The organism is Mesorhizobium sp. M1A.F.Ca.IN.022.06.1.1 (assembly GCF_003952605.1).
GTDB lineage: Bacteria > Pseudomonadota > Alphaproteobacteria > Rhizobiales > Rhizobiaceae > Mesorhizobium.
Genome location: NZ_CP034455.1, coordinates 3981697 through 4008089, shown reverse-complemented (window position 1 = coordinate 4008089; position 26393 = coordinate 3981697). Strand labels below are relative to the sequence as shown.

30 protein-coding genes are annotated in these 26393 nt (G+C 64.0%); 19 read left to right on the top strand and 11 right to left on the bottom strand.

The window, feature by feature from the left end; genetic code table 11:
- Nucleotides 1–7 precede the first annotated feature (7 nt).
- Nucleotides 8–1516, top strand: a complete 1509-nt coding sequence (locus tag EJ078_RS19010) for a tripartite tricarboxylate transporter permease (RefSeq protein ID WP_067318861.1) — start codon at nucleotides 8–10, stop codon at nucleotides 1514–1516.
- Nucleotides 1517–1598: 82 nt separating this feature from the next.
- Here the strand turns inward: EJ078_RS19010 and nth are convergent, their stop codons facing one another.
- Entirely contained in the window at nucleotides 1599–2414 is an 816-nt protein-coding gene (nth, locus tag EJ078_RS19005; protein ID WP_127214054.1) for an endonuclease III, read from the bottom strand.
- Between the two features lie 22 nt (nucleotides 2415–2436).
- Between nth and EJ078_RS19000 the strand changes: the two genes are divergently transcribed.
- Together EJ078_RS19000 and EJ078_RS18995 are read left to right on the top strand one after the other, a co-directional pair.
- Nucleotides 2437–2931 (top strand): DUF2244 domain-containing protein, encoded by a 495-nt coding sequence (locus EJ078_RS19000; RefSeq protein WP_127214056.1) that lies wholly within the window; start codon nucleotides 2437–2439, stop codon nucleotides 2929–2931.
- A gap of 211 nt (nucleotides 2932–3142) precedes the next feature.
- Nucleotides 3143–4048, top strand: coding sequence for a methylated-DNA--[protein]-cysteine S-methyltransferase (locus EJ078_RS18995; protein ID WP_164747393.1), 906 nt, complete (start codon nucleotides 3143–3145; stop codon nucleotides 4046–4048).
- Between the two features lie 645 nt (nucleotides 4049–4693).
- Here EJ078_RS18995 and EJ078_RS30725 read toward each other — a convergent pair.
- The gene (locus EJ078_RS30725) at nucleotides 4694–4822 is read right to left on the bottom strand and encodes a hypothetical protein (RefSeq protein ID WP_259979711.1); all 129 of its coding nucleotides are present in this window, start codon (nucleotides 4820–4822) and stop codon (nucleotides 4694–4696) included.
- An 18-nt stretch (nucleotides 4823–4840) separates the two neighbouring features.
- Between EJ078_RS30725 and EJ078_RS18990 the strand changes: the two genes are divergently transcribed.
- From EJ078_RS18990 to EJ078_RS18970, 5 genes are all read left to right on the top strand, one after another.
- Nucleotides 4841–5197, top strand: a complete 357-nt coding sequence (locus EJ078_RS18990) for a hypothetical protein (protein WP_306462660.1) — start codon at nucleotides 4841–4843, stop codon at nucleotides 5195–5197.
- Between the two features lie 149 nt (nucleotides 5198–5346).
- The gene (locus EJ078_RS18985; protein WP_127847306.1) at nucleotides 5347–6249 is read left to right on the top strand and encodes a ribokinase; all 903 of its coding nucleotides are present in this window, start codon (nucleotides 5347–5349) and stop codon (nucleotides 6247–6249) included.
- Between the two features lie 5 nt (nucleotides 6250–6254).
- Entirely contained in the window at nucleotides 6255–7706 is a 1452-nt protein-coding gene (locus EJ078_RS18980; RefSeq protein ID WP_127216789.1) for an amidase, read from the top strand.
- 91 nt (nucleotides 7707–7797) lie between these two features.
- Complete coding sequence (locus EJ078_RS18975) at nucleotides 7798–8412, top strand: LysE family translocator (RefSeq protein ID WP_067318869.1); 615 nt, start codon at nucleotides 7798–7800, stop codon at nucleotides 8410–8412.
- A 51-nt stretch (nucleotides 8413–8463) separates the two neighbouring features.
- Nucleotides 8464–8865: a hypothetical protein gene (locus tag EJ078_RS18970; RefSeq protein WP_164757438.1), complete on the top strand. Its 402-nt coding sequence runs from the start codon at nucleotides 8464–8466 to the stop codon at nucleotides 8863–8865.
- Nucleotides 8866–8895: 30 nt separating this feature from the next.
- On the opposite strand, the gene EJ078_RS18965 is transcribed toward EJ078_RS18970, so the two are convergent.
- Nucleotides 8896–9831: a nucleoside hydrolase gene (locus EJ078_RS18965; protein ID WP_127216788.1), complete on the bottom strand. Its 936-nt coding sequence runs from the start codon at nucleotides 9829–9831 to the stop codon at nucleotides 8896–8898.
- A gap of 140 nt (nucleotides 9832–9971) precedes the next feature.
- Here EJ078_RS18965 and EJ078_RS18960 point away from each other — a divergent pair, with 140 nt between their 5' ends.
- Both EJ078_RS18960 and EJ078_RS18955 read left to right on the top strand, forming a co-directional pair.
- On the top strand, nucleotides 9972–10397 hold the full coding sequence (locus EJ078_RS18960; protein WP_067004038.1) for an Hsp20 family protein: 426 nt from the start codon (nucleotides 9972–9974) through the stop codon (nucleotides 10395–10397).
- Nucleotides 10398–10461: 64 nt separating this feature from the next.
- Entirely contained in the window at nucleotides 10462–10719 is a 258-nt protein-coding gene (locus tag EJ078_RS18955; protein WP_067318876.1) for a DUF1150 family protein, read from the top strand.
- Between the two features lie 118 nt (nucleotides 10720–10837).
- On the opposite strand, the gene ptsN is transcribed toward EJ078_RS18955, so the two are convergent.
- From ptsN to lptC, 6 genes are all read right to left on the bottom strand, one after another.
- Entirely contained in the window at nucleotides 10838–11302 is a 465-nt protein-coding gene (ptsN, locus tag EJ078_RS18950) for a PTS IIA-like nitrogen regulatory protein PtsN (RefSeq protein ID WP_067004043.1), read from the bottom strand.
- A 59-nt stretch (nucleotides 11303–11361) separates the two neighbouring features.
- The gene (raiA, locus tag EJ078_RS18945) at nucleotides 11362–11946 is read right to left on the bottom strand and encodes a ribosome-associated translation inhibitor RaiA (RefSeq protein WP_067004045.1); all 585 of its coding nucleotides are present in this window, start codon (nucleotides 11944–11946) and stop codon (nucleotides 11362–11364) included.
- 313 nt (nucleotides 11947–12259) lie between these two features.
- Nucleotides 12260–13789, bottom strand: a complete 1530-nt coding sequence (gene rpoN / locus EJ078_RS18940; RefSeq protein ID WP_208720766.1) for an RNA polymerase factor sigma-54 — start codon at nucleotides 13787–13789, stop codon at nucleotides 12260–12262.
- Between the two features lie 189 nt (nucleotides 13790–13978).
- The gene (gene lptB / locus EJ078_RS18935; protein ID WP_067318880.1) at nucleotides 13979–14797 is read right to left on the bottom strand and encodes an LPS export ABC transporter ATP-binding protein; all 819 of its coding nucleotides are present in this window, start codon (nucleotides 14795–14797) and stop codon (nucleotides 13979–13981) included.
- Complete coding sequence (locus EJ078_RS18930) at nucleotides 14797–15414, bottom strand: LptA/OstA family protein (RefSeq protein WP_127217296.1); 618 nt, start codon at nucleotides 15412–15414, stop codon at nucleotides 14797–14799. The genes lptB and EJ078_RS18930 overlap by 1 nt, the downstream gene beginning before the upstream one ends.
- On the bottom strand, nucleotides 15401–16114 hold the full coding sequence (gene lptC / locus EJ078_RS18925; protein WP_067004053.1) for an LPS export ABC transporter periplasmic protein LptC: 714 nt from the start codon (nucleotides 16112–16114) through the stop codon (nucleotides 15401–15403). The genes EJ078_RS18930 and lptC overlap by 14 nt, the downstream gene beginning before the upstream one ends.
- A gap of 296 nt (nucleotides 16115–16410) precedes the next feature.
- On the opposite strand from lptC, the gene sppA reads away from it, so the two are divergent.
- The 4 genes from sppA (at nucleotide 16411) to EJ078_RS18905 (ending at nucleotide 19111) form a co-directional block, all read left to right on the top strand.
- Nucleotides 16411–17364 carry a signal peptide peptidase SppA gene (gene sppA, locus EJ078_RS18920; RefSeq protein ID WP_095800571.1) on the top strand — a complete coding sequence of 318 codons (954 nt, stop codon included), beginning with the start codon at nucleotides 16411–16413 and terminating at the stop codon, nucleotides 17362–17364.
- Nucleotides 17365–17439: 75 nt separating this feature from the next.
- On the top strand, nucleotides 17440–17724 hold the full coding sequence (locus EJ078_RS18915; protein ID WP_027165368.1) for an integration host factor subunit beta: 285 nt from the start codon (nucleotides 17440–17442) through the stop codon (nucleotides 17722–17724).
- Nucleotides 17725–17784: 60 nt separating this feature from the next.
- Nucleotides 17785–18117 (top strand): DUF1049 domain-containing protein, encoded by a 333-nt coding sequence (locus EJ078_RS18910; protein WP_067004057.1) that lies wholly within the window; start codon nucleotides 17785–17787, stop codon nucleotides 18115–18117.
- Between the two features lie 22 nt (nucleotides 18118–18139).
- Entirely contained in the window at nucleotides 18140–19111 is a 972-nt protein-coding gene (locus tag EJ078_RS18905) for an ornithine cyclodeaminase family protein (RefSeq protein WP_127216576.1), read from the top strand.
- A gap of 35 nt (nucleotides 19112–19146) precedes the next feature.
- Here the strand turns inward: EJ078_RS18905 and EJ078_RS18900 are convergent, their stop codons facing one another.
- Complete coding sequence (locus tag EJ078_RS18900) at nucleotides 19147–19527, bottom strand: VOC family protein (protein WP_127216575.1); 381 nt, start codon at nucleotides 19525–19527, stop codon at nucleotides 19147–19149.
- 69 nt (nucleotides 19528–19596) lie between these two features.
- Nucleotides 19597–20307 (bottom strand): YafY family protein, encoded by a 711-nt coding sequence (locus EJ078_RS18895; RefSeq protein ID WP_127216574.1) that lies wholly within the window; start codon nucleotides 20305–20307, stop codon nucleotides 19597–19599.
- 124 nt (nucleotides 20308–20431) lie between these two features.
- Between EJ078_RS18895 and EJ078_RS18890 the strand changes: the two genes are divergently transcribed.
- From EJ078_RS18890 to EJ078_RS18870, 5 genes are all read left to right on the top strand, one after another.
- Nucleotides 20432–21490 carry a class I SAM-dependent rRNA methyltransferase gene (locus tag EJ078_RS18890; RefSeq protein WP_127216573.1) on the top strand — a complete coding sequence of 353 codons (1059 nt, stop codon included), beginning with the start codon at nucleotides 20432–20434 and terminating at the stop codon, nucleotides 21488–21490.
- The gene (locus EJ078_RS18885; RefSeq protein WP_127216572.1) at nucleotides 21491–22351 is read left to right on the top strand and encodes an RNA methyltransferase; all 861 of its coding nucleotides are present in this window, start codon (nucleotides 21491–21493) and stop codon (nucleotides 22349–22351) included.
- A gap of 13 nt (nucleotides 22352–22364) precedes the next feature.
- Nucleotides 22365–22853 (top strand): signal peptidase II, encoded by a 489-nt coding sequence (lspA, locus tag EJ078_RS18880; RefSeq protein ID WP_067318893.1) that lies wholly within the window; start codon nucleotides 22365–22367, stop codon nucleotides 22851–22853.
- 53 nt (nucleotides 22854–22906) lie between these two features.
- Nucleotides 22907–23896, top strand: a complete 990-nt coding sequence (locus EJ078_RS18875; protein WP_127216571.1) for an MDR family oxidoreductase — start codon at nucleotides 22907–22909, stop codon at nucleotides 23894–23896.
- A gap of 143 nt (nucleotides 23897–24039) precedes the next feature.
- A complete protein-coding gene (locus EJ078_RS18870) occupies nucleotides 24040–26319 on the top strand; it encodes a PAS domain-containing hybrid sensor histidine kinase/response regulator (RefSeq protein WP_127403391.1) in 2280 nt (759 codons plus the stop codon).
- Nucleotides 26320–26393 lie beyond the last annotated feature (74 nt).

The following is a 26393-nucleotide window of genomic DNA, read 5'->3' as shown; positions in this document are numbered from 1 at the left end:
GACGACCATGGAGCTCCTCGCCAACTTGGTGCTCGGCTTTTCGACGGCGACATCGCTGACAAATCTCGGTTTCTGTCTGATCGGCGTCCTTCTCGGCACGCTGATCGGCGTCCTGCCCGGCATCGGCGCCACCGCAACCATCGCCATGCTCTTGCCGATTACGTTCCAGATAGGCGACCCGGTTTCCTCTCTCATCATGCTCGCCGGCATCTATTACGGCGCGCAATATGGCGGCTCCACCACCGCCATTCTCATCAATATGCCCGGCGAATCCTCGTCAGCCGTCACCGCAATCGACGGCTACCAGATGGCCAAGAACGGCCGCGCCGGGGCGGCACTCGCGATCGCGGCGATAGGCTCGTTCTTTGCCGGCACGGTGTCGACCTTCCTGGTCGCCATCTTTGCTCCGCCGCTGACGGCGATGGCGCTGGAATTCGGCGCGGCCGAGTACTTTTCGCTGATGGTCGTCGGCCTCGTCTCGTCCGTCGCGCTCGCCCACGGCTCGATAGTCAAGGCGCTAGCCATGGTTGTGCTCGGCCTGCTGCTCGGCATCGTCGGAACCGACATCTATACCGGCACGCCGCGCTTCACGCTCGGCATCACGCAATATGCCGACGGGCTGAATTTCGTCGCGGTAGCGGTCGGCGTCTTCGGCGTCGCCGAGATCCTACGCAACCTCGAGAACGAGCATGAGCGCTCCGTGCTGATCCGAAGAGTCTCCGGCCTCATGCCCACCGGCGAGGATTTTCGGCGCATGGCCGCGCCCATCATGCGCGGAACGATCATTGGTTCGGCGCTCGGCATCCTGCCGGGAGGCGGCGCGATCCTTGCAGCCTTCGCCTCCTACACGGTCGAAAAGCGCGTATCGAAAAAACCGGGGGAATTCGGCAAGGGCGCCATCGAAGGCGTCGCCGGGCCGGAATCGGCCAACAATGCCGGCGCGCAGACCTCCTTCATCCCCATGCTGACGCTTGGCATTCCGGCCAATCCGGTAATGGCGCTGATGATCGGCGCGATGATCATCCAGGGCATCGTGCCCGGCCCCAATGTCGCGACCGAACAGCCGGAGCTGTTTTGGGGCATCATCGCCTCAATGTGGATCGGCAACCTGATGCTGATCATCCTCAACCTGCCGCTGATAGGGCTTTGGGTGAAGCTCCTTACGATCCCCTATTACGTGCTGTTTCCGATCATCATGGCGTTCTGCTCGATCGGCGTCTACAGCGTCAACACCAATGTTTACGACCTCTACGCCGTCGCCTTCTTTGGCTTGCTCGGCTACCTCCTGACCAAGCTGCGCTGCGAACCCGCGCCACTGCTGCTCGGCTTCGTGCTCGGCCCGTTGCTTGAGGAAAACTTGCGTCGCGCCATGATTCTGTCGCGCGGCGACCCGAGCACCTTCGTGACGAGACCGATCAGCGCCAGCCTGCTCTTCATCGCGCTCGCCGTGCTCGTCATCGTCTTCCTGCCCGCGGTCAAGAAGAAGCGTGAAGAGGTGTTTGTGGAGGAAAATTAAGTCATTGAATTTTCGTTGCGATTTTTGAATTCGGCGTTTTGACCGCAGGCGCCGTCGGCTGGCGCTATCCGCTACACTCTGCCTAGCTGACACCAATCGCTCGGTCCTCAGTTTCGTCGAGCGGCGCGAGCTCGATCAGCGGCGCCGGCAGGTCGGTGGTCTTTTCCTTGGACTTGCAGATATCGGCGATGACACAGACCGGGCAGTCGGGCTTGCGCGCCTTGCAGACATAGCGGCCATGCAGGATCAGCCAGTGATGGGCGTGCCGCATGTATTCGGCGGGGATGACTTTTATCAGCCCCTGCTCAACCTGTTCCGGCGTTTTGCCGGGCGCCAATCCAATACGATTGCCGATGCGAAAGATATGCGTGTCCACCGCCATCGTGTGCTGGCCGAAGGCTACGTTGAGCACGACATTGGCGGTCTTGCGTCCCACGCCCGGCAGCTTGACGAGCTCGTCCCGATCTTCGGGCACGTTGCCGGCATAGTCGTCGATCAGTGCCTTCGAGAGCGCGACCACGTTCTTGGCCTTGTTGCGCCACAGGCCTATGGTGCGGATGTAGTCGCCGACCTTGGCCTCACCGAGCGCCAGCATCTTCTGCGGTGTATCGGCGACCGAAAACAGCGGCTTCGTTGCCTTGTTGACGCCGGCATCGGTCGCCTGCGCCGACAGCACCACCGCGATCAGCAGCGTGAAGGGATTGACATAGTCGAGCTCGCCCTTCGGCTCGGGCCGCTGCACGGAAAAACGCCGGAAGATCTCATGCACCTCGGCGGGCGTGTAGAGCGAGCGCAGCCCGCCCTTCCGGGACGGCGTCTTTGCTTTCGCACTGCCGCCTGAGGCGGAGGCTGACGGCTTTTTGACGAGGAAGGAGTTTTTGGACTTGGGCGGCGCCATTCCCTTCCTATAATATTTCCCTATGAGCGACACAAACGCCTCGTTCGAAGCCGACAAGCCATTCTTCCAGGCCCTGCTGACGCCGCATCGCTCCCTCGGTCGGACCGGCTTTCTGATATTGATGGGCGCGCTGATGTTCGGCTGGGCGATCACCGGCGCGATCTTCCTGGCACATGGCGCATGGCCGGTCTTCGGCTTCTTGGGGCTGGACGTGGTCGCCGTCTACATCGCCTTTCGCGTTAATTACCGGGCGGCCCGCGCCCGTGAGGAAATATCGGTCTCGCGCACCAGGCTTGACATCCGCAAAACGGCGCCGTCGGGCCGCTTCGAGGATCATCGCTTCAACCCGTTCTGGACCCGCTTTTCGATCGCCCGCCATGCCGAGATCGGCATCACCAAAATGGCCGTCGAGGCGCAAGGCGAAAGCGTTTCGATCGGGTCTTTCCTGGATCCCGGTTCCCGCGAAAGCTTTGCTGCTGCCTTTTCGCGCGCACTGGCGACCGCCAAGGCGCGTTGAACTGGCACGGCGCCCGGCGGCTTGCCGTAGAGCGTCATCAGCAAGGCCTTTCTACCCCGGTCAAATCTATCTTTTCGCCGGCCGTCATCGCCCTTCGGCTCGAAGCCTGCTCGATCTGGGTAGGGGCCGGAGGAAGGCAAGTTTCGGGTGGTAGCCATGCGCGGGAAGACCGATATTCGCGGCCGAGCAGATAGCCATGGGAGATATTGCCATGAACGTCCAGATGACCATGAATACCCGGATGGAACCGTCAGCGATCCTGCAGAACGACATCACGCCCGTGGGCAGCGACTACGAAATCGTGCGCCGCGCCATCGAGAAGATCAGCCTCGACTATCGCGACCAGCCCTCGCTGGAGGTCCTGGCCGAGGCGGTCGGCGAGACGCCGACGGGCCTGCAGAAACTGTTCACGCGCTGGGCCGGCCTGTCGCCCAAGGCCTTTCTGCAGGCGGTGACGCTCGACCATGCGCGCAGGCTGCTTGATTCCGGCATGCCGCTGCTCGAAACCTCGTTCGAGCTCGGCATGTCGGGCCCTGGCCGGCTGCACGACCTCTTCGTCACGCACGAAGCGATGTCGCCCGGCGACTACAAGACCCGTGGCGCCGGCCTGACCATCCGCTACGGCTACCATATCTCGCCCTTCGGCATTGCGTTGATCATGGTCACCGATCGCGGGCTGGCCGGCCTGGCCTTCTGCGACGCCGGCGGCGAGCGGGCCGCCTTCGCCGATATGTCCGGCCGCTGGCCGAACGCAGCTTACGTCGAGGACATGTCGGCCACCCAGCCCTATGCCGCGCGCGTCTTCGATCCGACAAAATGGCGTGCGGACCAGCCGCTGCGCGTGGTGATGATCGGCACCGATTTCCAGCTGCGCGTCTGGGAGGCGCTGCTGCGAATTCCGATGGGCAGGGCCTGCACCTATTCCTCGATTGCGGCAAGCATCGGCGCGCCGAGCGCCAGCCGGGCCGTCGGTGCGGCGGTGGGCGCCAATCCGATGTCCTTCGTGGTTCCTTGCCATCGTGCGCTCGGCAAGTCCGGCGCCCTCACCGGCTACCACTGGGGACTGACGCGCAAGCGCGCCATCCTCGGCTGGGAGGCGGGACAAATGGCGTCCTGAAACTTCGTTTTTTCCGCGCGCCATTGCGAAAACCGTGGATCTGAATATAGGTAAGTATAATCGAAAACAATACATCCGAAATATCGGGAAATGCAACCGGAGACAACCTCAGGTTTCGGGTTGTATTTTGAATTGTTTGCAGTCGTTATCTTGTTTAACACTAAATTAACCACGATAAACGGATGATACCTCTGTATTGAGCCGCATTTGCTAAGGGCACAGATATGCGGAAAGTTCGTCGGGCATCGCAGGTTCTGACGCTTGCAGACGGGCTTCACCTTGCCCGGCGTCACCCTGCCCCAGGGCCGAGGACGAGGTTCATGCTTCCGACGGCACGACCTGCCGCTCGGCCGTTTCCGGCAGCGGCGCCTATCTGGACGTCGGCGTCATCCGCGTCAACAGCAACCACCAGTCGAACAGCAAACTCGCCACTTACGGCGGCGTAGTGGTCCCGATCGGGCGGACGCCGGAAGCGCGTCGATTGCGGCCGCCTCTACGAACTCGAGGTCGAGCGCCTGCAGCTTGAATTGAAGCTGCTCAAGATGGGTCTCGGCGCCGACGGCCAGACGGGAAGCGTGGCTGCTCCCGATCCCGCGACCGCCTCCGCCGCCGCATCGACTGGATGGGCTAACGAAGGCTGGAGCATCAGAGGCACAAACCGGCAATGACAAGAAAAAGAAAAAGAAATAGCCACGCGCTGATCGCCGCGGTGGCTGCGCTTGCAAGCTTCTCGCTCCCGGCTTCGGCGGCTATCATCGGCACTTGCACCATCATGATCGGCGCCCGGGAACGATGAAATCGAACCCCGCCATCAATATCTTCGGCTCCAGGCAGGCGGGCGGGTCGAGCGCCGGCGCCACCATCACCGCGAATGCGACGCTATGCACGATCCTCAACCTGCTCGACTGCTATTCCGTCTCGGCACCGGCGCCGATTGCCTTCACGTCCGCGCCGAGCGGCGGCGACACCGACGTCACCTTCGCCACCGTCTTCCGCCTCGATGGCTCAGGCTCGGACATCCCGGGCAGTTCGCCGCAGCGGGTGACCAACGGCACTCACACCATCCAGGTCGATCTCACGGCCACGAAATCGCCGGGCATCTTCCCGGCCGGCAACTACCAGGGCACGGTGACGGTACGCTGCGAATGATGCTGTGGGCCGGTGCGGCGCACAACCGGCTTGATCTGGCAATAGACGGTCTTTGCGGCTAGCCTCCCGCGCAAGCAACTGCGTAAATGCAAGGACTTGCGGCATCGGCCTTCGATCGAAGGCTCGCCCGCTCGTGCAGGAGGCCTTTCTTGATCATCATCGTCGGCTCGATCAACCTCGACCTGATCGCCAATGTCGACCGTTTGCCTGAACCCGGCGAGACGGTCCGCGGCTCCGGCTTTGCCACCGCTCCCGGCGGCAAAGGCGCCAACCAGGCGCTGGCCGCGGCCCGCGCAGGCGCTGAGGTGCGCATGGTCGGCGCCGTCGGCAAGGACAGCTTTGCCGCCGAAGCGCTGGCGCTGCTGAAGGCCGGCGGTGTCGATCTTTCCGGCGTCGGCGAGAGCTTCGCCTCCACCGGCACAGCGCTCATCCTGGTCGGTGCCGACGGCGAGAATGTGATCGCCGTCGTGCCGGGCGCTAACGATTCTGTACTGCCCGGCGACATCGCCAAGGCGTATCTGAAGAAGGGCGATGTCGTGCTTTTGCAGCACGAGATCCCGCTGCCCACGGTCGAAGCGGCGCTTGATGCAACCCGCGCGGCGGGTGCCGTCAGCGTGCTCAACACCGCGCCTTTCCGCCCCGAGGCGGCCGGCTTTCTCGGCAAGGCCGACTACGCCGTCGCCAACGAGACCGAGTTCGACCTCTATGGCGAGGCGCTGGTGCTCACCGGCCGCGACCGGGAGGCGCGGATGCGCGACTATGCCGAAAAGGCAGGCCGCGCCATCGTCGTGACGCTCGGCGGCGACGGCGTGCTGGCTGCCACTCCCGACCATTTCATCACCGTCCCGGCACTGAAGATAACTCCGGTCGACACGGTCGGCGCGGGCGACACCTTTTGCGGCTATTTGGGCGCCGGCCTGTCGTCCGGCCTCTCGCTCGAACAGGCGCTCACGCGCGCCGCGGCGGCAGGCTCGCTCGCATGCTTGAAGCCGGGTGCGCAGCCGGCGATTCCGCTGGCGAAGGATGTCGACGCGGCCTTGGCCGCGCGGTGACGGCGATGCGCCCGTCGACGAAACACGCCGTGCCGCCGGCAAGCGACATCTGTCGCTTGTCCGCCGTAGAACTTACCGACACGATCAGGCAGCGCCGTCTGTCGGCGCGCGAGGTCGTCAGCGCCTTTCTCGACCGCATCGATGCTGTGAACCCGCTGGTCAACGCCATCGTGTCGCTGCGCGAGCGCGCCGATATCCTGGCGGAAGCCGACAGGGCGGACGCCCATTTGGCACAGGGCGGCGCGGCCGGATCGCTGTTCGGCCTGCCGATCGCCATCAAGGACCTCGCCCTGACCAAGGGCTTAAGAACAACCTTCGGCTCGCCGATCTTCGCCGATTTCGTCCCGCAAGAGGACGATTTCTTCGTCGAGCGCCTGCGCAAGGCCGGCGCCATCATCATCGGCAAGACCAATGTTCCGGAATTCGGGCTGGGCTCCAACACCTACAATCCGGTCTTCGGTCCGACGCTCAATGCCTTCGATCCGACGCTCACCGCCGGCGGCTCGAGCGGCGGCGCTGCGGTGGCGCTGGCGCTCGACATGGTGCCGGTCGCCGACGGCAGCGATTTCGGCGGCTCGCTGCGCAATCCGGCGGCCTACAACAACGTCTATGGCTTCCGCCCCTCGCAAGGGCTGGTGCCGGCCGGCCCCGACATCGATGTCTTCCACGCCCAGATGGGCGTCGAAGGGCCGATGGGCCGGAATGTGCGCGACATCGCGCTGCTGCTCGATGAGCAGGCCGGCTATCATCCGCGGGCGCCATTGTCGCATGACAAGCAGGGCTCGTTTCTCGAAGGCCTGCGGGAGAAAGCCACCGGCGGCCGCATCGCCTGGCTCGGCGATTTCGGCGGCCATCTGCCGATGGAGCCAGGCATTCTCGACCTGTGCGAGGCCGCCCTTGCCCGCTTCGCGGACGCCGCGTTCCACAGCGAAACGCTGGTGCCGGATGTCGATTTCGAGGCGCTCTGGCAGGCTTTTGTCACCTTGCGCCAGGCGAGCAGCGGCTGCGGACTGAAGGCGCATTATGACGATCCGGAAAAGCGCAGGCTGCTGAAGCCGGAGGCCATTTGGGAAGTTGAGCAGGCGATGCGCCTTACCGCGCCCCAGGTCCATGCCGCCTCGGTCCGGCGCACCTCATGGCACCGCACGCTGCTGTCGCTGTTCGAGCGCTTCGACCTCATCGTGCTACCGACCGCCCAGGTCTTCCCCTTCGAGGTCTCGACGCATTGGCCGCGCGAGATCGTCGGACGGCCGATGGACAGCTATCACCGCTGGATGCAGGTCTCCGCCTTTGCCACGCTCGGCGGTTGTCCGGCGCTCAACGTGCCGGTCGGCTTCGACGGCAAGGGCCGGCCGATGGGAATGCAGTTGATCGGCCAGCCGCGCGGCGACCTGGCGGTCCTCCAGGCCTGCGCCGCCTATGAGGGGACGCTGCCCTGGCCGGCGGGGGCTGCCTGACGGGCTCAACCGGCTGGCGCTTGCGCCCGCGTCAACTCCGTGCATTGATCGCGCTCCGCGCCTGTCGGCGCGATCCTGTTCGAGGGAAAACATGTCGCTGGAACTCTACGCCGCCTATGTCGTCGCCTGCATCGTCATCGTCCTGGTACCCGGGCCGACGGTCACGCTGATCATCGCCAACAGCATCCGCCATGGCTCGCGCGCCGGGCTTGCCAATGTCGCCGGCACCCAGGCGGGGCTCGCCATCATGATCGCCATCGTCGGCATCGGCCTCAACACGCTGATCGCCGGCATGGGTCACTGGTTCGAATGGGTACGGCTGATCGGTGCGGCTTACCTCATCTGGATGGGTGTGCAGATGCTCCGCGCCAAGGGAGCCCTGAACCCCGATGGATCGGCCAAGAAACCGCGCGGCGGCTTCTTCCTGCAGGGTTTCCTGGTGGCGATTTCCAATCCGAAAACGCTTGTCTTCTTCGGCGCCTTCTTCCCGCAGTTCATCGCGCCACAGGGCAATTACACGCTGCAGATCGTGGTCACGGGCCTGACCGCGATGGTCTTCGCCGCCATGTCGGATTCGACCTACGCGCTTGCCGCCGGCCGCGCCGGGCGCATGCTCTCGGCCAGCCGCGTTAAGCTGATGTCGCGGATCAGCGGCAGCTTCCTGGTCGGCGGCGGGCTCTGGCTGGCGTTCTCCAAGGCGAAATGAGAGCGAATACTCTGGTCGCAGTTATTTTTGACGCCTATTGAATAATTGTGCTTGGCAGCACACTTCTTCAGGATGAACAAGTCAAACGTTTCCTTCCGGAATCGCTTGCTTATTTGGCAATATGAGTACAGGGACGCCGTGATCGGCGTCGCTTTCTTCTGCGCATTTGCGGCTATGAAATCCATCGCCATCGTTGAGCTTCAGGCCAATCCGGTCATCGCCACTCAACGCGTGATGGGCGTGGTCGAATACGTCAGGGTGAAGCCCATCAATCCGTACGGCACGATCGGCCACAATCTATACTACACCTACGATCTGCGCCTTGATGACGACAACACACGGATATCTGTCGACGACGATGTGAGGCGACCCCATCTTGTCGGCTCCGTCCTTCCCATCGAGCGACAGCACCACAAGCACGGCGCCGACACCTATCGGTTGCTCAACGGATGACGACGTGTGCTCGGTTGGCCGCTTTGACGGTCAGTTGAGCCGCTCCACCAGCAGCGCGAAGAACGCATCGTGGTCGATGTCGCGCATCACCATGGCGTTCTTCTCGCGCTTGGTGACGCCCCACCAGTCGATCACCGTCATGCCCATGGTCAGCTCGGAGCTGGTCTCCACGCTGACATTGCAGCGGCGACCCTTGAACAGCTCCGGCTTGATGAGATAGGCGATCACGCACGGATCGTGCAGCGGCCCGCCGTCGGTGCCGTATTTCTCCTCGTCGAAGCGCTCGAAGAACTCCAGCATCTCGGCGGTTGCGGTGCCGACCTTGGTGCCGAGCTGGCGGAAGGCCTGGATGCGCTTGGCCGAGGTCAGTGCCTTGTGGGTGACGTCGAGCGGCATCATCACGATCGGAACGCCCGACTTGAACACCAAATCCGCCGCCTGCGGGTCGACGTAGATGTTGAATTCGGCGGCAGGCGTGACGTTGCCACCCTCGAAAAAGCCGCCGCCCATCAGCACGATCTCCTTGATACGCGGCGCGATCCGCGGCTCGCGGATCAGCGCCAGCGCGATATTGGTGAGCGGCCCGAGTGGGCACAACGTGATCGTGCCCGCTTCCTCGCGCATCAGCGTCTCGACAATGAAATCGACCGCGTATTGCTCCTGGAGCGGCATGGTCGGTTCGGGCAGCTGGGGTCCATTGAGGCCGGTCTTGCCATGCACGTCCTCGGCGGTGACGAGCTCGCGCGCCAGCGGGCGGATGGCGCCGGCATAGACCTTGACGTCGGGCCGGCCGCCGAGCTCGCAGATCTTGCGCGCATTCTTCTCCGTGAGCTTAAGCGGCACGTTGCCGGCAACGGCGGTGATGCCGACGACCTCCAGCTCGGCGCTGCCGAGCGCCAGCAATATGGCGACGGCATCGTCCTGGCCGGGATCCGTGTCGATGATGATCTTTCGTGACTGGGGCATTTCAATTCCTTTGGGGAGTCTTTTTGGGCGGGGTTTTGACGGCTTGAACTTGATCGCGCGGCGGACCATATCAAGACCATCGGGAAAAATGCCATCCGGGTTTTTCCGGTTTGTGTCGCTCTTAAGAGGACAGTGTAACAATGAGTCGAATGACGCCCTTCTCCAGCCCGCTTCTTCTGGGCTTCGACGCCATGGAAAAGACGCTCGAACGTCTGGCGAAGTCGGGCGACAGCTACCCTCCGTATAACATCGAGCGTCTGGGCGCCTCGGACGGCAAGGCCGAAAGGCTGCGCATCACACTTGCCGTGGCGGGTTTCGCAGAGAACGACCTCGATGTCACCACCGAGGAAAACCAGTTGATCGTGCGCGGCCGTCAGACCGACGACACCGAGCGCGAGTTCCTCCACCGCGGCATCGCCGCTCGCCAGTTCCAGCGCTGCTTCGTGCTGGCCGACGGCATGCGGGTGGTCGGCGCGGAACTGAAGAACGGCCTTTTGTCGATCGATCTCGACCGTCCGGAGGCCGAGCGGCTGGTACGGAAAATAAACATATCGGTGAAAGACTGATCTTTGCCGATGGCTCTAATGCGGGACGGCCGGAAGTGGCGTCCTTGCGCCAAGGAGGCTTGTAATGACCAGAATTGACGAAACCCTGACCATGACCAGCGGCGAATTCGCCCATCTCGGCGAAGGTTCGGTCGCATATCTGAGGAAAATATCGAGCGACGATTTGCGCGGCCGCTTCCCCGGCCTCGGCGAAATCGCGCCCGGGCTGGAACTGTGGGCGCTGTTTGCCGCCAACGGTCAGCCGATCCTGCTTTCCGATGCCCGTGACCGGGCCCTGGCGGGTGCGCTGGAGAACGACCTGACCACGGTCGCCATCCATTGACCCCAATCACTATTTGAATTTGGGGTCGTTGCCTGAATTGGAAAGGGCCGCTCCCGGCGGCCCCTCAAGGTTATATCCCAAAAACCGGGTTTATCCAAAGACCAGCTTCACCCAAACTTCAGGCCGCGTGCGAGGCTTGAGTGTCCGACAGCAGCGCGTGGATCGCCACTGCGTCGCGCGTCCCCCTGATCTTGGCCACCGTATCGCCATCGCGCAGCACGCGCGCGATACGCGACAGCGCCTTAAGATGGTCGGCGCCGGCGCCTTCGGGCGCAAGCAGCAGAAACACCAGGTCGACCGGCTGGTCGTCGAGCGCCTCGAAATCGACCGGCGCCTCCAGCCGGGCGAACACGCCTGCGATCCGCTTGACCCCTGCGAGCTTGCCATGCGGAATGGCGATGCCGTTGCCGACGCCGGTGGAGCCCAGCCGCTCGCGTTGCAGGATGGTGTCGAACACTTCCCGCTCCGGAATGCCTGAAATCGCCGCCGCCCTCTCCGACAGCAATTGCAGAAGCTGTTTTTTGGAATTCGCCTTCAACGCCGGCATGATAGCCGGGACGCTGATGAGATCGCTGAGATCCATGCTTGAAAAATCCCTTGCTCGCCACCGCGCCGGTCGTCCCCCTCGCGCGGCCGGCTTTCTTATCCCTGCGCAACTTTGGTGGTCGACGGATCAATCCAGCCGATGTTTCCATCCGGCCGGCGGTAGACGATATTGACATGGTCGTTTCCGGCGTTGCGGAAGACGAAAACCGGGCTATCCTTGGTATCGAGCTCGATGACGGCAGACGCAACCGACATGGTGCGAAGCGTCACGGTCGATTCGGCGACGATGGCCGGAGCGAAGTTCTCCGGGATTTCCTCTTCGTCGTCGGCGAGCGGCTCCATCACGGCGTAGGCGATGTCGGTGGATTCGCCGTTGCCGTTGCTGGAATTGTGCGACTTCAGCCGGCGCTTGTAGCGCCTGAGCCGCGTTTCGAGGCGATCGGCGGCCGCCTCGAAGGCAAGCGTGGGATCCTGGGCGTCCCCGGTCGCCTGCAGCGAGGCGCCGGAATCGAGGCGGATCATGCAATCGGCCGAGAAGCGCGACCCTGCTTTGATGACCGTTACATGTCCTGAAAAACCCCGATCGAAATATTTTTCAATCGCTTCGTTGACACGATCGTTGATGCGCGTACGGAACGCATCGCCGATGTCCATGTGTTTTCCCGAAATGCGCAGATTCATCTGAAAACTGACCTTCCCTGCTCAGGCTTCAAACTGTCCCAAGTTTATACCCGTGGTGCGCGCGCACAAGCTTTGCGGCGGCACGCGCGCCGATTTTAGACCCGAACTTTCCGGTTGATCACAAGTCGCCTTCTGGCCGTCCGAGGCCTTCGCTTTGACGGAGCCATTCGCGAGGCGGGCATCACGGCCCGGCTCATGCGGGCGGGCTTCTAGACACTTCATTGCAGCTTGTCAATGAAACACGAAAACTGTGAAAAATCGCCATTCCTCAGCTCGGACCAAACTAGGTCAGGCCCGATGAATATCAACTGCCCTATCGCCCGGCGTTGGCCAGCGCCCGCTTCTCCCGGCGCCGCTGCACCGATGAAGGAATGTTCATGCCTTCCCGGTATTTGGCGACCGTGCGGCGGGCGATGTCGACGCCGCTTTCCCGCAGCATGTCGACGATAGCGTCGTCGGAAAGCACATCGGCGGGCTTTTCCTCGTCGATCAGCTGCTTGATGCGGTCACGCACGGCTTCCGACGAATGCGCTTCGCCGCCTTCCGCCGAGGCGATCGAAGCGGTGAAGAAATAGCGCAGCTCGAACACGCCGCGAGGCGTCAGCATGTATTTGTTGGCAGTGACGCGGCTCACCGTCGATTCATGCATGCCGATCGCGTCGGCCACCGTGCGCAGGTTGAGCGGCTTGAGATGCCGCACGCCATGGACGAGGAACGCGTCCTGCTGGCGCACGATTTCCGAAGCCACTTTCAGGATCGTCTTCGCCCGCTGGTCGAGGCTGCGCGTCAGCCAGTTGGCGTTCTGCAGGCATTCGGCCAGAAACTCCTTTTCCGCCTGGTCCTTGGCATGGCCGGAAACCCGGGCGAAATAGACATGATCGACCAAAACTCGCGGCAGCGTGTCGGCGTTGAGCTCCACCGCCCAGCTGCCGTCGGCAGCGGCCCGCACCTCGACGTCGGCAACGATGGCGTCGCTCGCGCCGCCCGAAAACGCGGTGCCGGGACGCGGATCGAGCGCCCGGATCTCGGCCAGCATGTCGACAAGGTCTTCCTCGTCGACGCCGCAGATGCGTTTCAGCGTCTGGAAATCCCGCCGCGCCAGGAGTTCGAGATTAGCCACCAGGGCCTTCATCGCCGGATCGAGCCGGTCGCGTGCGGCAAGCTGCAGCGACAGGCATTCGGCGAGGTCGCGGGCAAACAGGCCGGCCGGCTCGAAGGTCTGGCAGACCGCGAGCGCTCGCGCGACCGCTCCCATGTCCGCCCCCAGCCGCGCGGCAATCTCTTCCAGATCGGCGCGCAGATAGCCCGCTTCGTCGAGGCTGTCGGCAAGCTCGCCGGCAATCAGGCGCTCGGCGGGTTTGGCGAAGGCAAGCGCGATCTGTTCGCCGACATGCTCGCGCAGCGTCACGATGGTCGCGGCCATCTCGCCGACGTCGAAGCCTTCCGACGAAGCGCTGCCGGCGCTGCCGGCGGATGCCGACTTCCACTGCGCGGTGAGATCCGGTCCGAGCTTTTCGCTGGTGCCTGGGTCGTCGGGAAACAGGTTCTCCAGCGAAGAGTCGAGCTTTTCCGAGATCGCCTCGGCGCTCCATTCCGTCTCGCTTTCGAACCAGTCGTCCCCGGCGGCGGGTTCCGGAGCGGTCTCGCTCTTCTGCGGCTGGTCGCCGCCCGCATCGTCCTGCGGCTCGGCCCGCTCCAAGAGCGGATTGCGCTCGATTTCCTCGTCGATGAAGCGCTCGAGCTCGACATGGGTAAGCTGCAGCAGCCGGATCGACTGCATCAGCTGGGGCGTCATCACCAGCGACTGGGACTGTCTGAGCTGCAGTTTGGCCGCCAGCGCCATGGTTGGATTCAAACGCCTCGTCTACGCATCGAGCTGCCGTTTTTCGGTCGGGCATAGAAACTGGCCCGGCTTTTGCTTGTCAAGGCAAACGCTAGCAGAGACGGCTTACCGGAGCGTTATTCGCGGGCAGAGCAGGCGTAAAGCCGGAAAATTCAGCGAGAAATTGCCGCGGAACCGGAATTTTCGCGTTTAGAGCGTAAAACCCTCGCCGAGATAGAGCCGCCGCACATCGGCGTTGGCGACGATCTCGTCGGCGCGGCCATGCGTCAGCACCTGGCCGGCATGGATGATATAGGCGCGGTCGATCAGGCCGAGCGTCTCGCGCACATTGTGGTCGGTGATCAGCACGCCGATGCCGCGCGCGGTCAGATGGCGGACGAGCTGCTGGATGTCGGCGACCGCGATCGGATCGATACCGGCGAAGGGCTCGTCGAGCAGCATATAGGCCGGCCGTGTGGCCAGCGCCCGCGCGATCTCGAGGCGGCGTCTTTCGCCGCCGGACAGCGACATCGACGGCGCCTTGCGCAGATGGCTGATGTGGAATTCCTCGAGCAGCTCGTCGAGCGTGCGCTCACGTTCCTTGCGGCTCTTTTCCACCACTTCCAGAACGGCGCGAATGTTCTGCTCGACGTTGAGGCCCCGGAAGATCGACGCTTCCTGCGGCAGATAGCCGATGCCGAGGCGGGCGCGCCGGTACATCGGCATCGAGGTGACGTCGAAGCCGTCGATCTCGATCGTGCCTTCGTCCACCGGCACGAGACCGGTGACCATGTAGAAACAGGTGGTCTTGCCGGCGCCATTGGGCCCAAGCAGTCCGACGGCCTCGCCGGCCCGCACGCCGAGCGTCACGCCGCTCACCACCTTGCGGCCCTTATAGCTCTTGGTCAGGCCCTTGGCGATCAGGGTGCCCTTGAACTTCGCCTTGTCGGCGCCGATCGTCGCCGGCGCAGACGCTTTTGCGGCCGTCCGCCCCGGGAGGCGGGCCAGCAGCGACGATACGCCGACCATTAGTTGCTCGACGCTCCCTGCTGGGCCGTGCCCTTTTGGGGCGCGCCCTGCTTCTGGGGCGTAATCGACATGATGACCCGACCGCCGGTGCCGCAACCGTCGACATTGGCAAGGCCGCTTTTCATCTGAACGGTGAGCTTGCAACCCTTGAGCACGTTGTCGCCCTGCGAGAGCACGACTTCGCTGCCGGAAAGAACGAGCACCTGGGTCTTCATGTCGAACGTGCCCTTGTCGCCGGTGGCGATCTGGTCGTTCGATTTAATATAGACTTTGTTCTCAACCACGAGGTGGTCGATATTGGCTGCCCCGGTCATCGCCGATGCGCCGGCCGCCGCGCCCTTGGGAGCGTTTGGGTCCTTGACGTAATAGACCGTCATCTTGCCGGCCTTGAGCAGCGTCGGCCCCTGATTGACGGTGACGTTGCCGCTGAAGATCGCCGCGCTGTCGGCTTGACGGACCTCGAGCTTGTCGCTTTCGATCTGGATCGGCTGGTCGCCTGACAATTTCAGGCCAGACATCTGGCTGGTGCCGCCGGATTGGGCAAGCGCCGACGCCGCCCCGAGCAACACTAAGAGAGAAGCCGCCGCTGCAAGCCTTGCCGAACTACTGCGACGCATTCTGCTCTCCGCCCTTTGCCTCTGCCGCCTTCAGACTTGCCGCGTCAATGTTGACGCGCACCCGGTTCTCGAAGACCACGACCTTGCCGTTTTCTTCCACCGACATCGAGTCGGCGGTGATGCGCGATCCGCCGCGGCTGACATCGACCGGATTGTCGGTCTTCATAGAGCCTTTGCCCATGTCTAGGAAGACCGATTTGAACTTGGCTTCCATGCCGTCGCTCGTCGTCACCAGGACATCGCTTGTGAGGTCCATCGTGTTGGCGTCGCGGTCGTAGATGCCATGCGCGGCGTTGACCGCCACCACATTGTCGCTGGCGACGGGCAGCTTGGCGTTGATGCCTTCGAGGTCGATGATACCCTGCTTGCCGACATCCTGTGTCGCCCTGGTCGCCGTCAGCGAATAAGGCAGTTTCTGCTTGGTGAAGCCGTTGAGCTTGGGGTTGGCCATCACCAGCTTGCCGTCCGAAAACGCCGTGCCGTCGGCCTGCACCGAGATCGACACCGGCGCGGCGAGATAAGAATAGACCGGAAAGGCGATCGCAATTGCCGCCGCCAGCAGCGGCACGGCGAATTTCAACACGCGCACGCGGCGCGAATGCCGCTGCGCACGATCGAACGCATCGCCGCGCGTGCCGCTTTCGCCAGCGGCAGCCGATACCGTTTCGGCATCGCTCGTTTCGTCAGATCGCGCCAACATGACTATTTTCTAATGAGCCCTTGCCCCGCCAAACACCGCCTATAGGTGGTATGCCGGTCCCCGCAAGCAAGCACAAGCGGAGGAAAACTGCAAAATGTGACGGCTACTACCGTACGACTAGGACGAATCCGGCTGCACTGCCAGCTCTTCATAGCAGATAGGAACGGGCTGCGTTAATTTTTCGTGAGGTCGTCGTGACCGCCGCGTTGCGCCAAGGGCCAGGGCGTCAGGAAACGGTAGCCCCGCGCGGATGGTTGCTTTAAAAGCGTCCTTTCCCACCGAATGTGAGGCTGACCATGGCAATGAGAGCCGACGACCTGATCGACCGCCGCCGCTTGCGCCGCAAGCTGACGTTCTGGCGCGTGACCGCGTTTGTAATTCTGGCGGCAGCGCTGATCGCGTTTTCGGCATGGATCTATGGTGACGATTTCACCGGTCAGGCGATCGACCACATCGCGAAGGTCAAGATTGAAGGCACCATCACCGAGGACGAGGAGCTGATCAAAAGACTGGAGACGATCCGCAAGTCCGCAACGGTGAAGGGCGTCATCCTGTCGATCGATTCGCCCGGAGGCACCACGGTCGGCGGCGAGTCGATCTATGAGGAAGTGCGCAAACTCGCCGCCGACAAGCCGGTGGTGGCCGAGGTCGGCACGCTGGCCGCGTCCGCCGGCTATATGATCGCAAGCGCGGCCGACCACATCGTCGCCCGCAAGACCTCGATCGTCGGATCGATCGGCGTGCTGATCCAGTATCCCGACGTGAGCGGCCTGATGGACAAGCTCGGCATCAAGCTCGAGGAAGTGAAGTCCTCGCCGCTCAAGGCTGCGCCCTCGCCGTTCAAGCCGACCAATGACGACGAGCGCGCCATGGTGCGCAAGCTCATCCTCGACAGCTATGACTGGTTCGTCGGCATTGTCGCCGAACGGCGCAAGATGACCCGCGAGCAGGCGCAGGCGCTGGCCGACGGTTCGATCTTCACCGGCCGCCAGGCGCTCGCCAATCACTTGGTTGATGCCGTTGGCGGCGAACCCGAGGCGATCAACTGGCTGGCGACCAAAGGCGTCGACAGCAAGCTCAAGGTCGTCGAATGGAAGGATACGGAGGGGCACGGCCTCCTGTTTTCGAGAAGCATGACCAAAGCCGTCGCCAACGCGCTCGGCCTGCCGGATGCCGGCGGCGACATCATTCACGAGCTTGGCGCCGACCGCTTGTTCCTTGACGGTCTCGTTTCGGTCTGGCACCCTTGACAACCATTGGGACGAACCAAATAAAGCAATAAAATCATCCTGATATTTGACCGCAGTGGTTTACGGGGAACGTTCATGATCAAGTCCGAGCTTGTGCAGATCATTGCCGCGCGCAACCCCCATCTTTTCCTCCGCGACGTTGAAAACATCGTCGGCGCGATCTTTGACGAGATCACCGACGCGCTCGCCGAAGGCAACAGGGTCGAGTTGCGCGGTTTCGGTGCCTTTTCGGTGAAAAACCGTCCTGCCCGCACCGGCCGCAACCCCCGCACCGGCGAATCCGTCGAGGTCGAGGAGAAGTGGGTGCCGTTCTTCAAGACCGGCAAGGAGTTGCGCGAAAGGCTGAACGGCGGCAAATAGGCGCCGCGCCGGCAGGTCGGAAACGACGTTTCGGCGTTTAAGCCACCTCCAGGAGATTTGATGTTCAATCGCGTCATGCTCGTCGTGGTCTTCGTGCCGCTGGCCGTCATCCTGATCGCGCTTGCCGTCGCCAATCGCGGCCTCGTCGCCTTCACGCTCGACCCGTTCCACCCTGGCAATCCGGCGCTGACGCTGAATTTGCCGCTCTTCATCTTGCTGTTCCTGGCTTTGGCCATCGGCATGATCGTCGGTAGCATGGCGACCTGGGTGAAGCAGGGCCGCTACCGCAAGCTCGCGCGCCAGCGCGGGCTGGAGGCCGAGAACTTGCGCCAGGCAGTGAGCCGCGCACCCGCTGCGCCGAAAGGACCGGCGCTGCCCAAGCCGACGAACTAAACAGCGCCTTACGGAGCTTTCCATGCTGACTATTTCGGCCGCCGAGGTCGACCGCGCGCTGACCTTTTCAGGTCTGGTCGAGACACTGCGCACCGCCTTCCGCGAAGGCGCCGTGCAGCCGGTGCGCCACCATCACGCGATCGAGCGGCCGGACGGCGCCGCCTCGACGCTTTTGTTGATGCCGGCCTGGACCGACTTCGACGCCGCCGGCACCTCGGCCGGCGGCCATATCGGCGTCAAGATCGTCACCGTCTCGCCGGACAATAACGCGATCGGCAAGCCGGCGGTGATGGGCCTCTATCTGCTGCTCGACGGCGTGACCGGCGAACCCCAGGCTCTGATCGACGGCCAGCGGCTGACGCAATGGCGGACCGCCTGCGCCTCGGCGCTCGCCGCATCCTATCTCGCCCGCGAGGACGCCTCGCGGCTCTTGGTGATCGGCGCCGGCGCGCTGTCACCCTTCCTCGCCAAGGCGCATTCGGCGGTGAGGCCCGTTAAGTCGATCCGCATCTGGAACCGCACGCCGGCCAATGCCGAAAAGGTCGCGGCAGCGCTGCATGCCGAAGGCTTTCCAGCAAGCGTGGCAGGCGACCTCGAAACCGAGCTTGGCGAGGCCGACATCGTCTCGTCGGCGACGATCACGACCGCGCCGCTGATCAAGGGCGCGCTGCTGAAGCCGGGCGCCCATGTCGACCTGGTCGGCGGCTTCACGCCGCAGATGCGCGAGAGCGACGACGATGCCATTTCCCGCGCCCGCGTCTATGTCGATACCCGCGCCGGCGCCACCAGGGAGGCCGGCGACATCGTGCAGCCATTGGCTTCCGGTGTCCTGAAGCCGGAAGCGGTCATCGCCGACCTGCACGAACTGGCGCGTGGCGAGAAACAGGGCCGGCAAAGCGATAGCGAGATCACGCTGTTCAAGTCCGTCGGCGCAGCGCTTGAAGATCTCGCCGCCGGCATCGCCGTCTACAAGGCGCTCAGCACAAGCAAGTAAGAGGATAGGGTAGTGAGAAGCTCACACCTACCCTCCTACTGCCCTGCTGCCTCGTTCGGCCAATAGACACGCAGCCGATGACCGTCGGGATCGAGCGCGACGAAGGTGCGCCCGAAGTCGAGATCGACCGGCGCCTGTGGGATTTTCAAACCCCGTTCCGCCCAGTCCGCATGCGTGGCGTCGACCGCGGCCGCATTCTCCATCGCAAGCACGAGCTCGCCGCCCCCGCCCGCGGCGGCGGCCGCCGGTTCAACCGTGTGGCGCGACCACAAGCCGAGCTTGAAGCCGTTGTCGAGGACGAACATGGCGAAGGTGGGCGAGGCCTCTACCGGCTGGCGCCCGAGCAGCGAGGCGTAGAACGCGCCGCTCTTCTCGGGGCTGTCGACATAGAGGATGACGAAAATGGGCGTGGTCATGTCGATCTCCAAGGTGTTTGAACCTTGGCCAAGCTAGATCATCCCACTGTCAGATTCTGGCAGCAGCGATCAGCCAGCAGGCTCCTGCGCCGTTTTCCGGGCCGATTCATCGTGCGTCGCTCGCCATTCCTTGAGCATCGCCTGGCGGCGGCGCGGATAGCGGATCTCGGTGGCTGCGAGATTGGCCATGCGGTCGGCGCGGAAATGCCGGAAATCCTGGCGCATCTCGCACCACGCCACCATCACCCGCACCTTGTCGAAGAAGCCGAGCGCGAACGGCCATACCATGCGCTCAGACGACGCGCCGCCGGCGTCGCGATAGAGGAAGCCTAGCTTGCGCTCGCTGCGGATCGCCTGCCTGACGATGCCGAGATCGATCGCCTCGCCGCTCGCTGAATTTGGCCCGACCAGCAGCGTCGTGGTGTCGAGATCCTCACGCAGATCGTCCGGCAACACCGCCGCGATCTTGGACAATGCATCCGCCGCCGCCGCGGCCAGCCGCTTGTCCGGCTGTTTCGCCACCCAGCGCGAGCCGAGCACGATCGCCTCGATCTCCTCGTCGGTGAACATCAGCGGCGGCAGCATGAAGCCGGGCTTCAGCACATAGCCCAGCCCCGCTTCGCCTTCGATCGGCGCGCCCTGCCCCTGCAGCGTCGCGATGTCGCGATAGAGCGTGCGGATCGACACGGCCATTTCCTCCGCAAGCGCGCGGCCGCTGACCGGCCGGCGGTGGCGGCGCAGAATCTGGATCAGGTCGAGCAGGCGTTCGGAACGGGACATGACCGGAGACTTGCCCGTTTCTTCGGGCGAGGTCCATCGCATCGCGACAGAACAGCGCCGGACCATGCGGTTGCGAAGGTCAAGGGCCTATGCCAAAAGCGGCGTGCCGTTCCGGAGATTGTTCTTGAAGTCCTTTCGCGACCGAAACCGCGACAACCGTCCGCGCCAGCCGGCGAATCCCTCCAGCCAGTCGCGGCTGCGGGAGGCGGCTTCGCCGGAGAGGCCGGAGCCGCATCGTCGTCAGGAAGCAGAACCAGCGCAGCGCCCCCTCGCCCGCCGCGAAGGCCCGTTGCCCGCCGAGCGCCTGCCGCTGATCCTCGAGGTCGCGCCGAATGCCGACTATGCTCTGCTGGACAGCGGCGCCGGCGAAAAACTGGAGCAGTATGGGCCCTACCGCATCGTGCGCCCCGAAGGCCAGGCTATCTGGCAGCGGGCGCTTCCCGCCAAGGAATGGCAGCGCGCCGACGCCATCTTCACCGGCGACACCGACGAGGAAGGCATCGGCCGCTGGCGTTTTCCAAAAACGCCGCTCGGCGAGACCTGGCCGATGAAGCATGACGGCATCGACTATCTCGGCCGCTTCACCTCATTCCGCCATGTCGGCGTCTTTCCCGAACAAGCCTCGCATTGGGACCACATGGCCGGCCTGATCGCCGCGGCAAAGCGACCGATCAAGGTGCTGAACCTCTTCGGTTACACAGGCCTTGCCTCGCTGGTGGCGGCGCGCGCCGGCGCAGAGGTCACTCATGTCGACGCCTCGAAAAAGGCGATCGGATGGGCGCGCGAGAACCAGGAGAGAGCCGGCCTCTCCGACAAGCCGATCCGCTGGATCGTCGAGGACGCGGTTAAGTTCGCCGAGCGTGAGGAGCGCCGTGGCAGCCACTACGACATCGTGCTCTTCGACCCGCCCGCCTATGGCCGCGGTCCCAAGGGCGAAGTCTGGCAATTGTTCGAGGATCTGCCGGGCCTCACCGATCTCTGCCGCTCGATCCTGACGCCGAAGCCGATCGCCGTGGTGCTGACCGCATATTCGATCCGCGCCTCCTTCTTCGCCATTCATGCCTTGATGCGGGACGCCTTCGCCGGCATGGGCGGCACGGTCGAATCCGGCGAGCTGATCATCCGCGAGAAATCCGCCGGCCGCGCGCTGTCGACCTCGTTGTTCTCGCGCTGGGTGGCTTGAATGGTCCCGCATGATGGCGCCCGGCCCGTCGGGCAGGTCAAGGAAGTCACCAGCCTCGCCAATCCGCTGGTCAAGGACATCAAGGCGCTGGCGCTGAAGAAGTTTCGCGACCAGCAAAACGCCTTCATGGCGGAAGGCCTGAAGCTGGTCATCGACGCACTCGACCTCGGCTGGTCGATCAGGACGCTCGTCTTCGCCAAGGCCGGGCGCGGCAACGCGGCGATAGAAAAGGTCGCGGCGCGCACTGTCGCCGCCGGCGGCACTGTGCTCGAAGTCTCGGAAAAGGTGCTGGCGGCAATCACCCGCCGGGAAAATCCGCAAATGGTCGTAGGCGTCTTCGTCCAGCAGACGTTGCCGCTGAAGGATATCCGCGCCACGGACGGCGACGTCTGGGTCGCGCTCGACCGCGTTCGCGATCCCGGCAATCTCGGCACCGTCATCCGTACCGTCGACGCCGTCGGCGCGAGGGGCGTCATCCTGGTCGGCGACACCACCGATCCGTTTTCGCTGGAAACCGTGCGCGCCAGCATGGGCTCGATCTTTGCCGTGCCGGTCGCGAAGGCGACGGAGCAGGCTTTTCTGGCCTGGCGGCGCGACTTTCCGGGCCTCGTCGCCGGAACGCATCTGAAGGGCGCGGTCGACTACCGGTCGGTCGACTTTTCGAGAGGCCCGGTGCTGCTGTTGATGGGCAATGAGCAGCAGGGCCTGCCCGACAGCCTTGCCGACAGTTGCGACCGGCTGCTCAGGATCCCGCAGGCCGGACGCGCCGATTCTCTCAATCTGGCGGTTGCCACCGGCGTCATGCTGTTCGAAATCCGGCGTGGCGCGTTGAAGCTCGACCCCACTGCCGACTCGCGATGAGGGCTGCGAAAACGTGAAATCCTGGTCCCCTTACGCCCTGCTGGTCGTGCTCGCTATCGCACTCGACCAGTGGATAAAACAGCTGGTGGAAAACGGCCTCGCCTTCCAGGAAAAGGTGGATCTTCTGCCTTTCCTGGCGCTGTTTCGCACCTACAACACCGGCATCGCCTTCTCGATGTTCTCGTCCTTCGGCGACACCGGCCTGGTGGCCATCGCCGCGCTCGTCGTCGCCTTCGTGCTCTATCTGGCGGTGCGCACGCCCGCCGGCCACGTCCTTGCCCGGATCGGCTTCGCCCTGATCGTCGGCGGCGCGCTCGGCAATCTGATCGACCGCGCGGTCTACGGTCACGTCATCGATTATATTCTTTTCCACACGCCGGTCTGGTCCTTTGCGGTGTTCAACTTTGCCGACGCCTTCATTTCCGTCGGCGCGGCGCTGGTCGTCTTCGACGAGCTGATCGGCTGGCGGCGGGAAACCAGGTCCCAGGATCCAGGCAATTGACCTGGCGCGGCCACCGCCGCAAGTTTGTTTCAAACAAAAGCGAGGAGACCAAAGTGTCCGATACCTTCAAAGCCATCCTCGTTTCGCGCGACGCCGAAAAGAAGCAGTCGGTCGAGATCGTCGACCTCACCGAAGCTGACCTGATGGAAGGCGATGTCACCGTCGCCGTCGAGGCGACGACGGTGAATTACAAGGATGGGCTGGCCATCACCGGCAAGGCCCCGGTCGTGCGCCGCTGGCCGCTGGTGCCCGGCATCGATTTCGCCGGCACTGTCATCGAATCTTCGCACCCCGACTGGCGCAAGGGCGACAAGGTCATCCTCAATGGCTGGGGCGTCGGCGAGACGCATTACGGCGCCTTTGCCGCCCGCGCCCGCGTCAAGGGCGACTGGCTGGTGCCGCTGCCCGACGGCATGAGCCCGCATGATGCGATGGCAGTCGGCACCGCCGGCTATACGGCAATGCTCGCCGTGATGGCGCTGGAGCGGCATGGCATCGTGCCGGATCGCGGACCGGTGGTGGTGACGGGGGCCGCCGGCGGCGTCGGCTCGGTCGCCATCTCGATCCTCTCCACCCTCGGCTACCATGTGATCGCCTCGACCGGGCGCAATGCCGAAAGCCCCTATCTGATCGACCTCGGCGCGGCTGAGGTGATCTCACGCGACGAGCTCAGCCAGCCGGCCAAGCCGCTGGCCAAGGAACGCTGGGCCGGCGGCGTCGACTCGGTCGGCACCCATACGCTGGCCAACGTGCTGTCGATGACGTCCTATGGCGGCGCGATCGCCGCGTGCGGCCTGGCCGGCGGCATGGACCTTCCGACGAGCGTCGCCCCCTTCATCCTGCGCGGCGTCTCGCTGCTCGGCATCGATTCCGTCATGGCGCCGAAGGCGGTCCGCCTCGAGGCGTGGCGCCGCATTGGCGCCGACCTCGACCTCAAGAAACTGTCCACCCTGTCGCGCTCGATCGGCTTCGACGGCATCATCGACGCCGCGCGCGACATCGTCGAGGGCAGGATCAGAGGCCGCGTGGTAGTCGATCTGTAGGGCGATCCCAGGAATAGCGTTCGGCGATTTCCCGTCCGAACTGCCCAAAATCAGGCAAAAACTGCCGGTTATCGGCACGGACGACTAAAATTCGAACGATCCGCCGCAATCTTCCATAATCTCTGTCTGGCAAGGTTTTCCGCATGCTCGCGGACTCCGACTTCAGACAGGACAGCAAAGCCGCAGGCGACGACGGACTGGGTCCTGACGCGCCGAAGCGGCAGGTGCTTGTCGCGCCGCCGCTGGTCCCCGCATTGCAAGCGGACAATCATGAAGGCCTGCCGTTCCTGACGATCGTCGCCATAGTCGTCCTGGCCGGGCTGGCGCATCTCACCGGAGCGCCGATCTTCATCACCATAGGCCTCCTGGCGACGGGTCTGGGCGGCCTGATGATGCATCTGCGCAACCAGCGCGCCGAGCGGCGCACCGCCGCACTTCTCGACGAGACGGCCGCCCGTAGCCGCGCCGAGATCGAGACCCTCGCTGATCGCATGTGGGAGATGCAGGAGAGCGAAGAGCGTTTTCGCGGTCTGATCGATGCGCTCGGCGACCTCGTTGTCCATCGCGACCGCGACGGCCACATCGTCTACGCCAACAAGGTGTTCGCCTCGCTCGTCGAGATCGATCAGCGCGACCTCGCAGGCAAGACGCTTTCCGAGCTCGGCATCGACGTCGGCGTCGTGCCCGAGGCCGCCTTTTCGGATCATGAATGCCTGAGCTCCACCGATGTCGCCATCCGCACGCCGAACGGGCCGCGCTGGTTCTCCTGGATCGAGCTCTCGGTGCGGGACAGGGACACCGGTGCTGTTTCGCACCGGGCGATCGCCCGTGACATCACCGCCCGCAAGCGCGCCGAATCGTCGCTGATCACCGCCCGCGAGCGGGCCGAATACGCCAGCCAGGCCAAGTCGCGCTTCCTTGCCACCGTCAGCCACGAGATCCGCACGCCGATGAATGGCATCATGGGCATGGCGAAGCTGCTTGCCGACACCGACCTGTCGCCCGAGCAGCGTACCTATGTCGGCGCCGTCTCGACTTCCGCAAGCTCGCTGCTGGCGCTGATCGAGGATCTGCTCGACTACTCCAAGATCGAGGCCGGCCGCTTCGATCCCGAGCCGCAGCCGACATCACTGCGTGAGATCGCCGACAACATCATCGAGCTGCTGGCCGCGAAGGCCTTCTCCAAGACCATCGGCCTCGGCTGTCACGTCGAACCCGACGTGCCGCAGATGATCACCGCCGACCCCGGTCGCGTGCGCCAGGTGCTGCTCAACCTCATCGGCAATGCCGTCAAGTTCACCGACACAGGCGGCGTGCTGCTTACCGTCGCGCGCGCCAGCACCGAGAGCACCGACCGCATCCGCTTCACCATCGCCGACACCGGTCCGGGGCTGCGCGAAGAGGATATGGAGCGCATCTTCGAGGAATTCGAGCAATCCGACGGTACTTCGACCAGGGTGCACGGCGGCGCCGGTCTCGGCCTCGCCATCTCCAAGCGCCTGGTGATCGCCATGGGCGGCACGATCTCGGTTTCGAGCCGGCTAGGCGAGGGATCCGAATTCGTCTTCGACATTCCGGCGACCGCGGCAACCCAACCGCCACAGTATCGCCGGGACATCCTCTCGGGCCGACGCGCGGTGATCGTGTCCAAGAATGCCATCGAGGCCGATGCCATCGCTCGCACCATCCGCGCGCATGGCGGTGCCGTCGAGATCGCGGCCACGCCGGACCAGGCCATTGCCTTCGCCGCCGGCTGCAACGTGCTTCTGGTCGACGCCGCGCTCGAGAACAGCGACGGCCGCCTGCTCAAGCGGCTGCGTCAGAGCGGTTTTGTCGACTGCCAGGCCATCACCCTGATCGCACCCGCCGATCGCGGCATGCTTGGCGAATTCCGCGCCAACGGCTACGCGACGTTCCTCGCCCGGCCGGTGCGCGGCGAAACGCTGCTGCGCGTGCTGTTGACCAGCCATGTGCCGGCACCCGCCGAGCCGCGGTCGGAACCGCGCGGCACCGCGTCCGTCCGCCGCCGCGACAAGGGCCTGTCCGTGCTGATCGCGGAGGACAATGACATCAACGCGATGCTTGCCCGCGCCACGCTGCTCAAGGCTGGACATCGCGTCAAGATCGTCAGCAACGGCAAGGCCGCGGTCGAAGCCGTCACCGACGCCGGCCTCAAGCATCGTTTCGATGTCGTGCTGATGGATCTCCACATGCCGGTGATGGACGGGCTGGACGCGATCGCCGCCATCCGCCGCCATGAGGAAGCGCTTGCCGTGCCGCCGATCCCGATCATGGTGCTTTCCGCCGACAGCCAGGAAAAGACGCGCCACACGGTTTTGGCCCACGGCGCCAGCGGCTTCGTCACCAAGCCTCTCGACCCCGATGCGCTCGTCCAGGCCGTCGAGAGCCAGGCTGCGGCGTAACGAATTTTTTAGACTTTCCCGAACGCCTTGGATTGCTTGGCTTTCGCAGCCATAAGATAGCCGGTTGAGGGTAT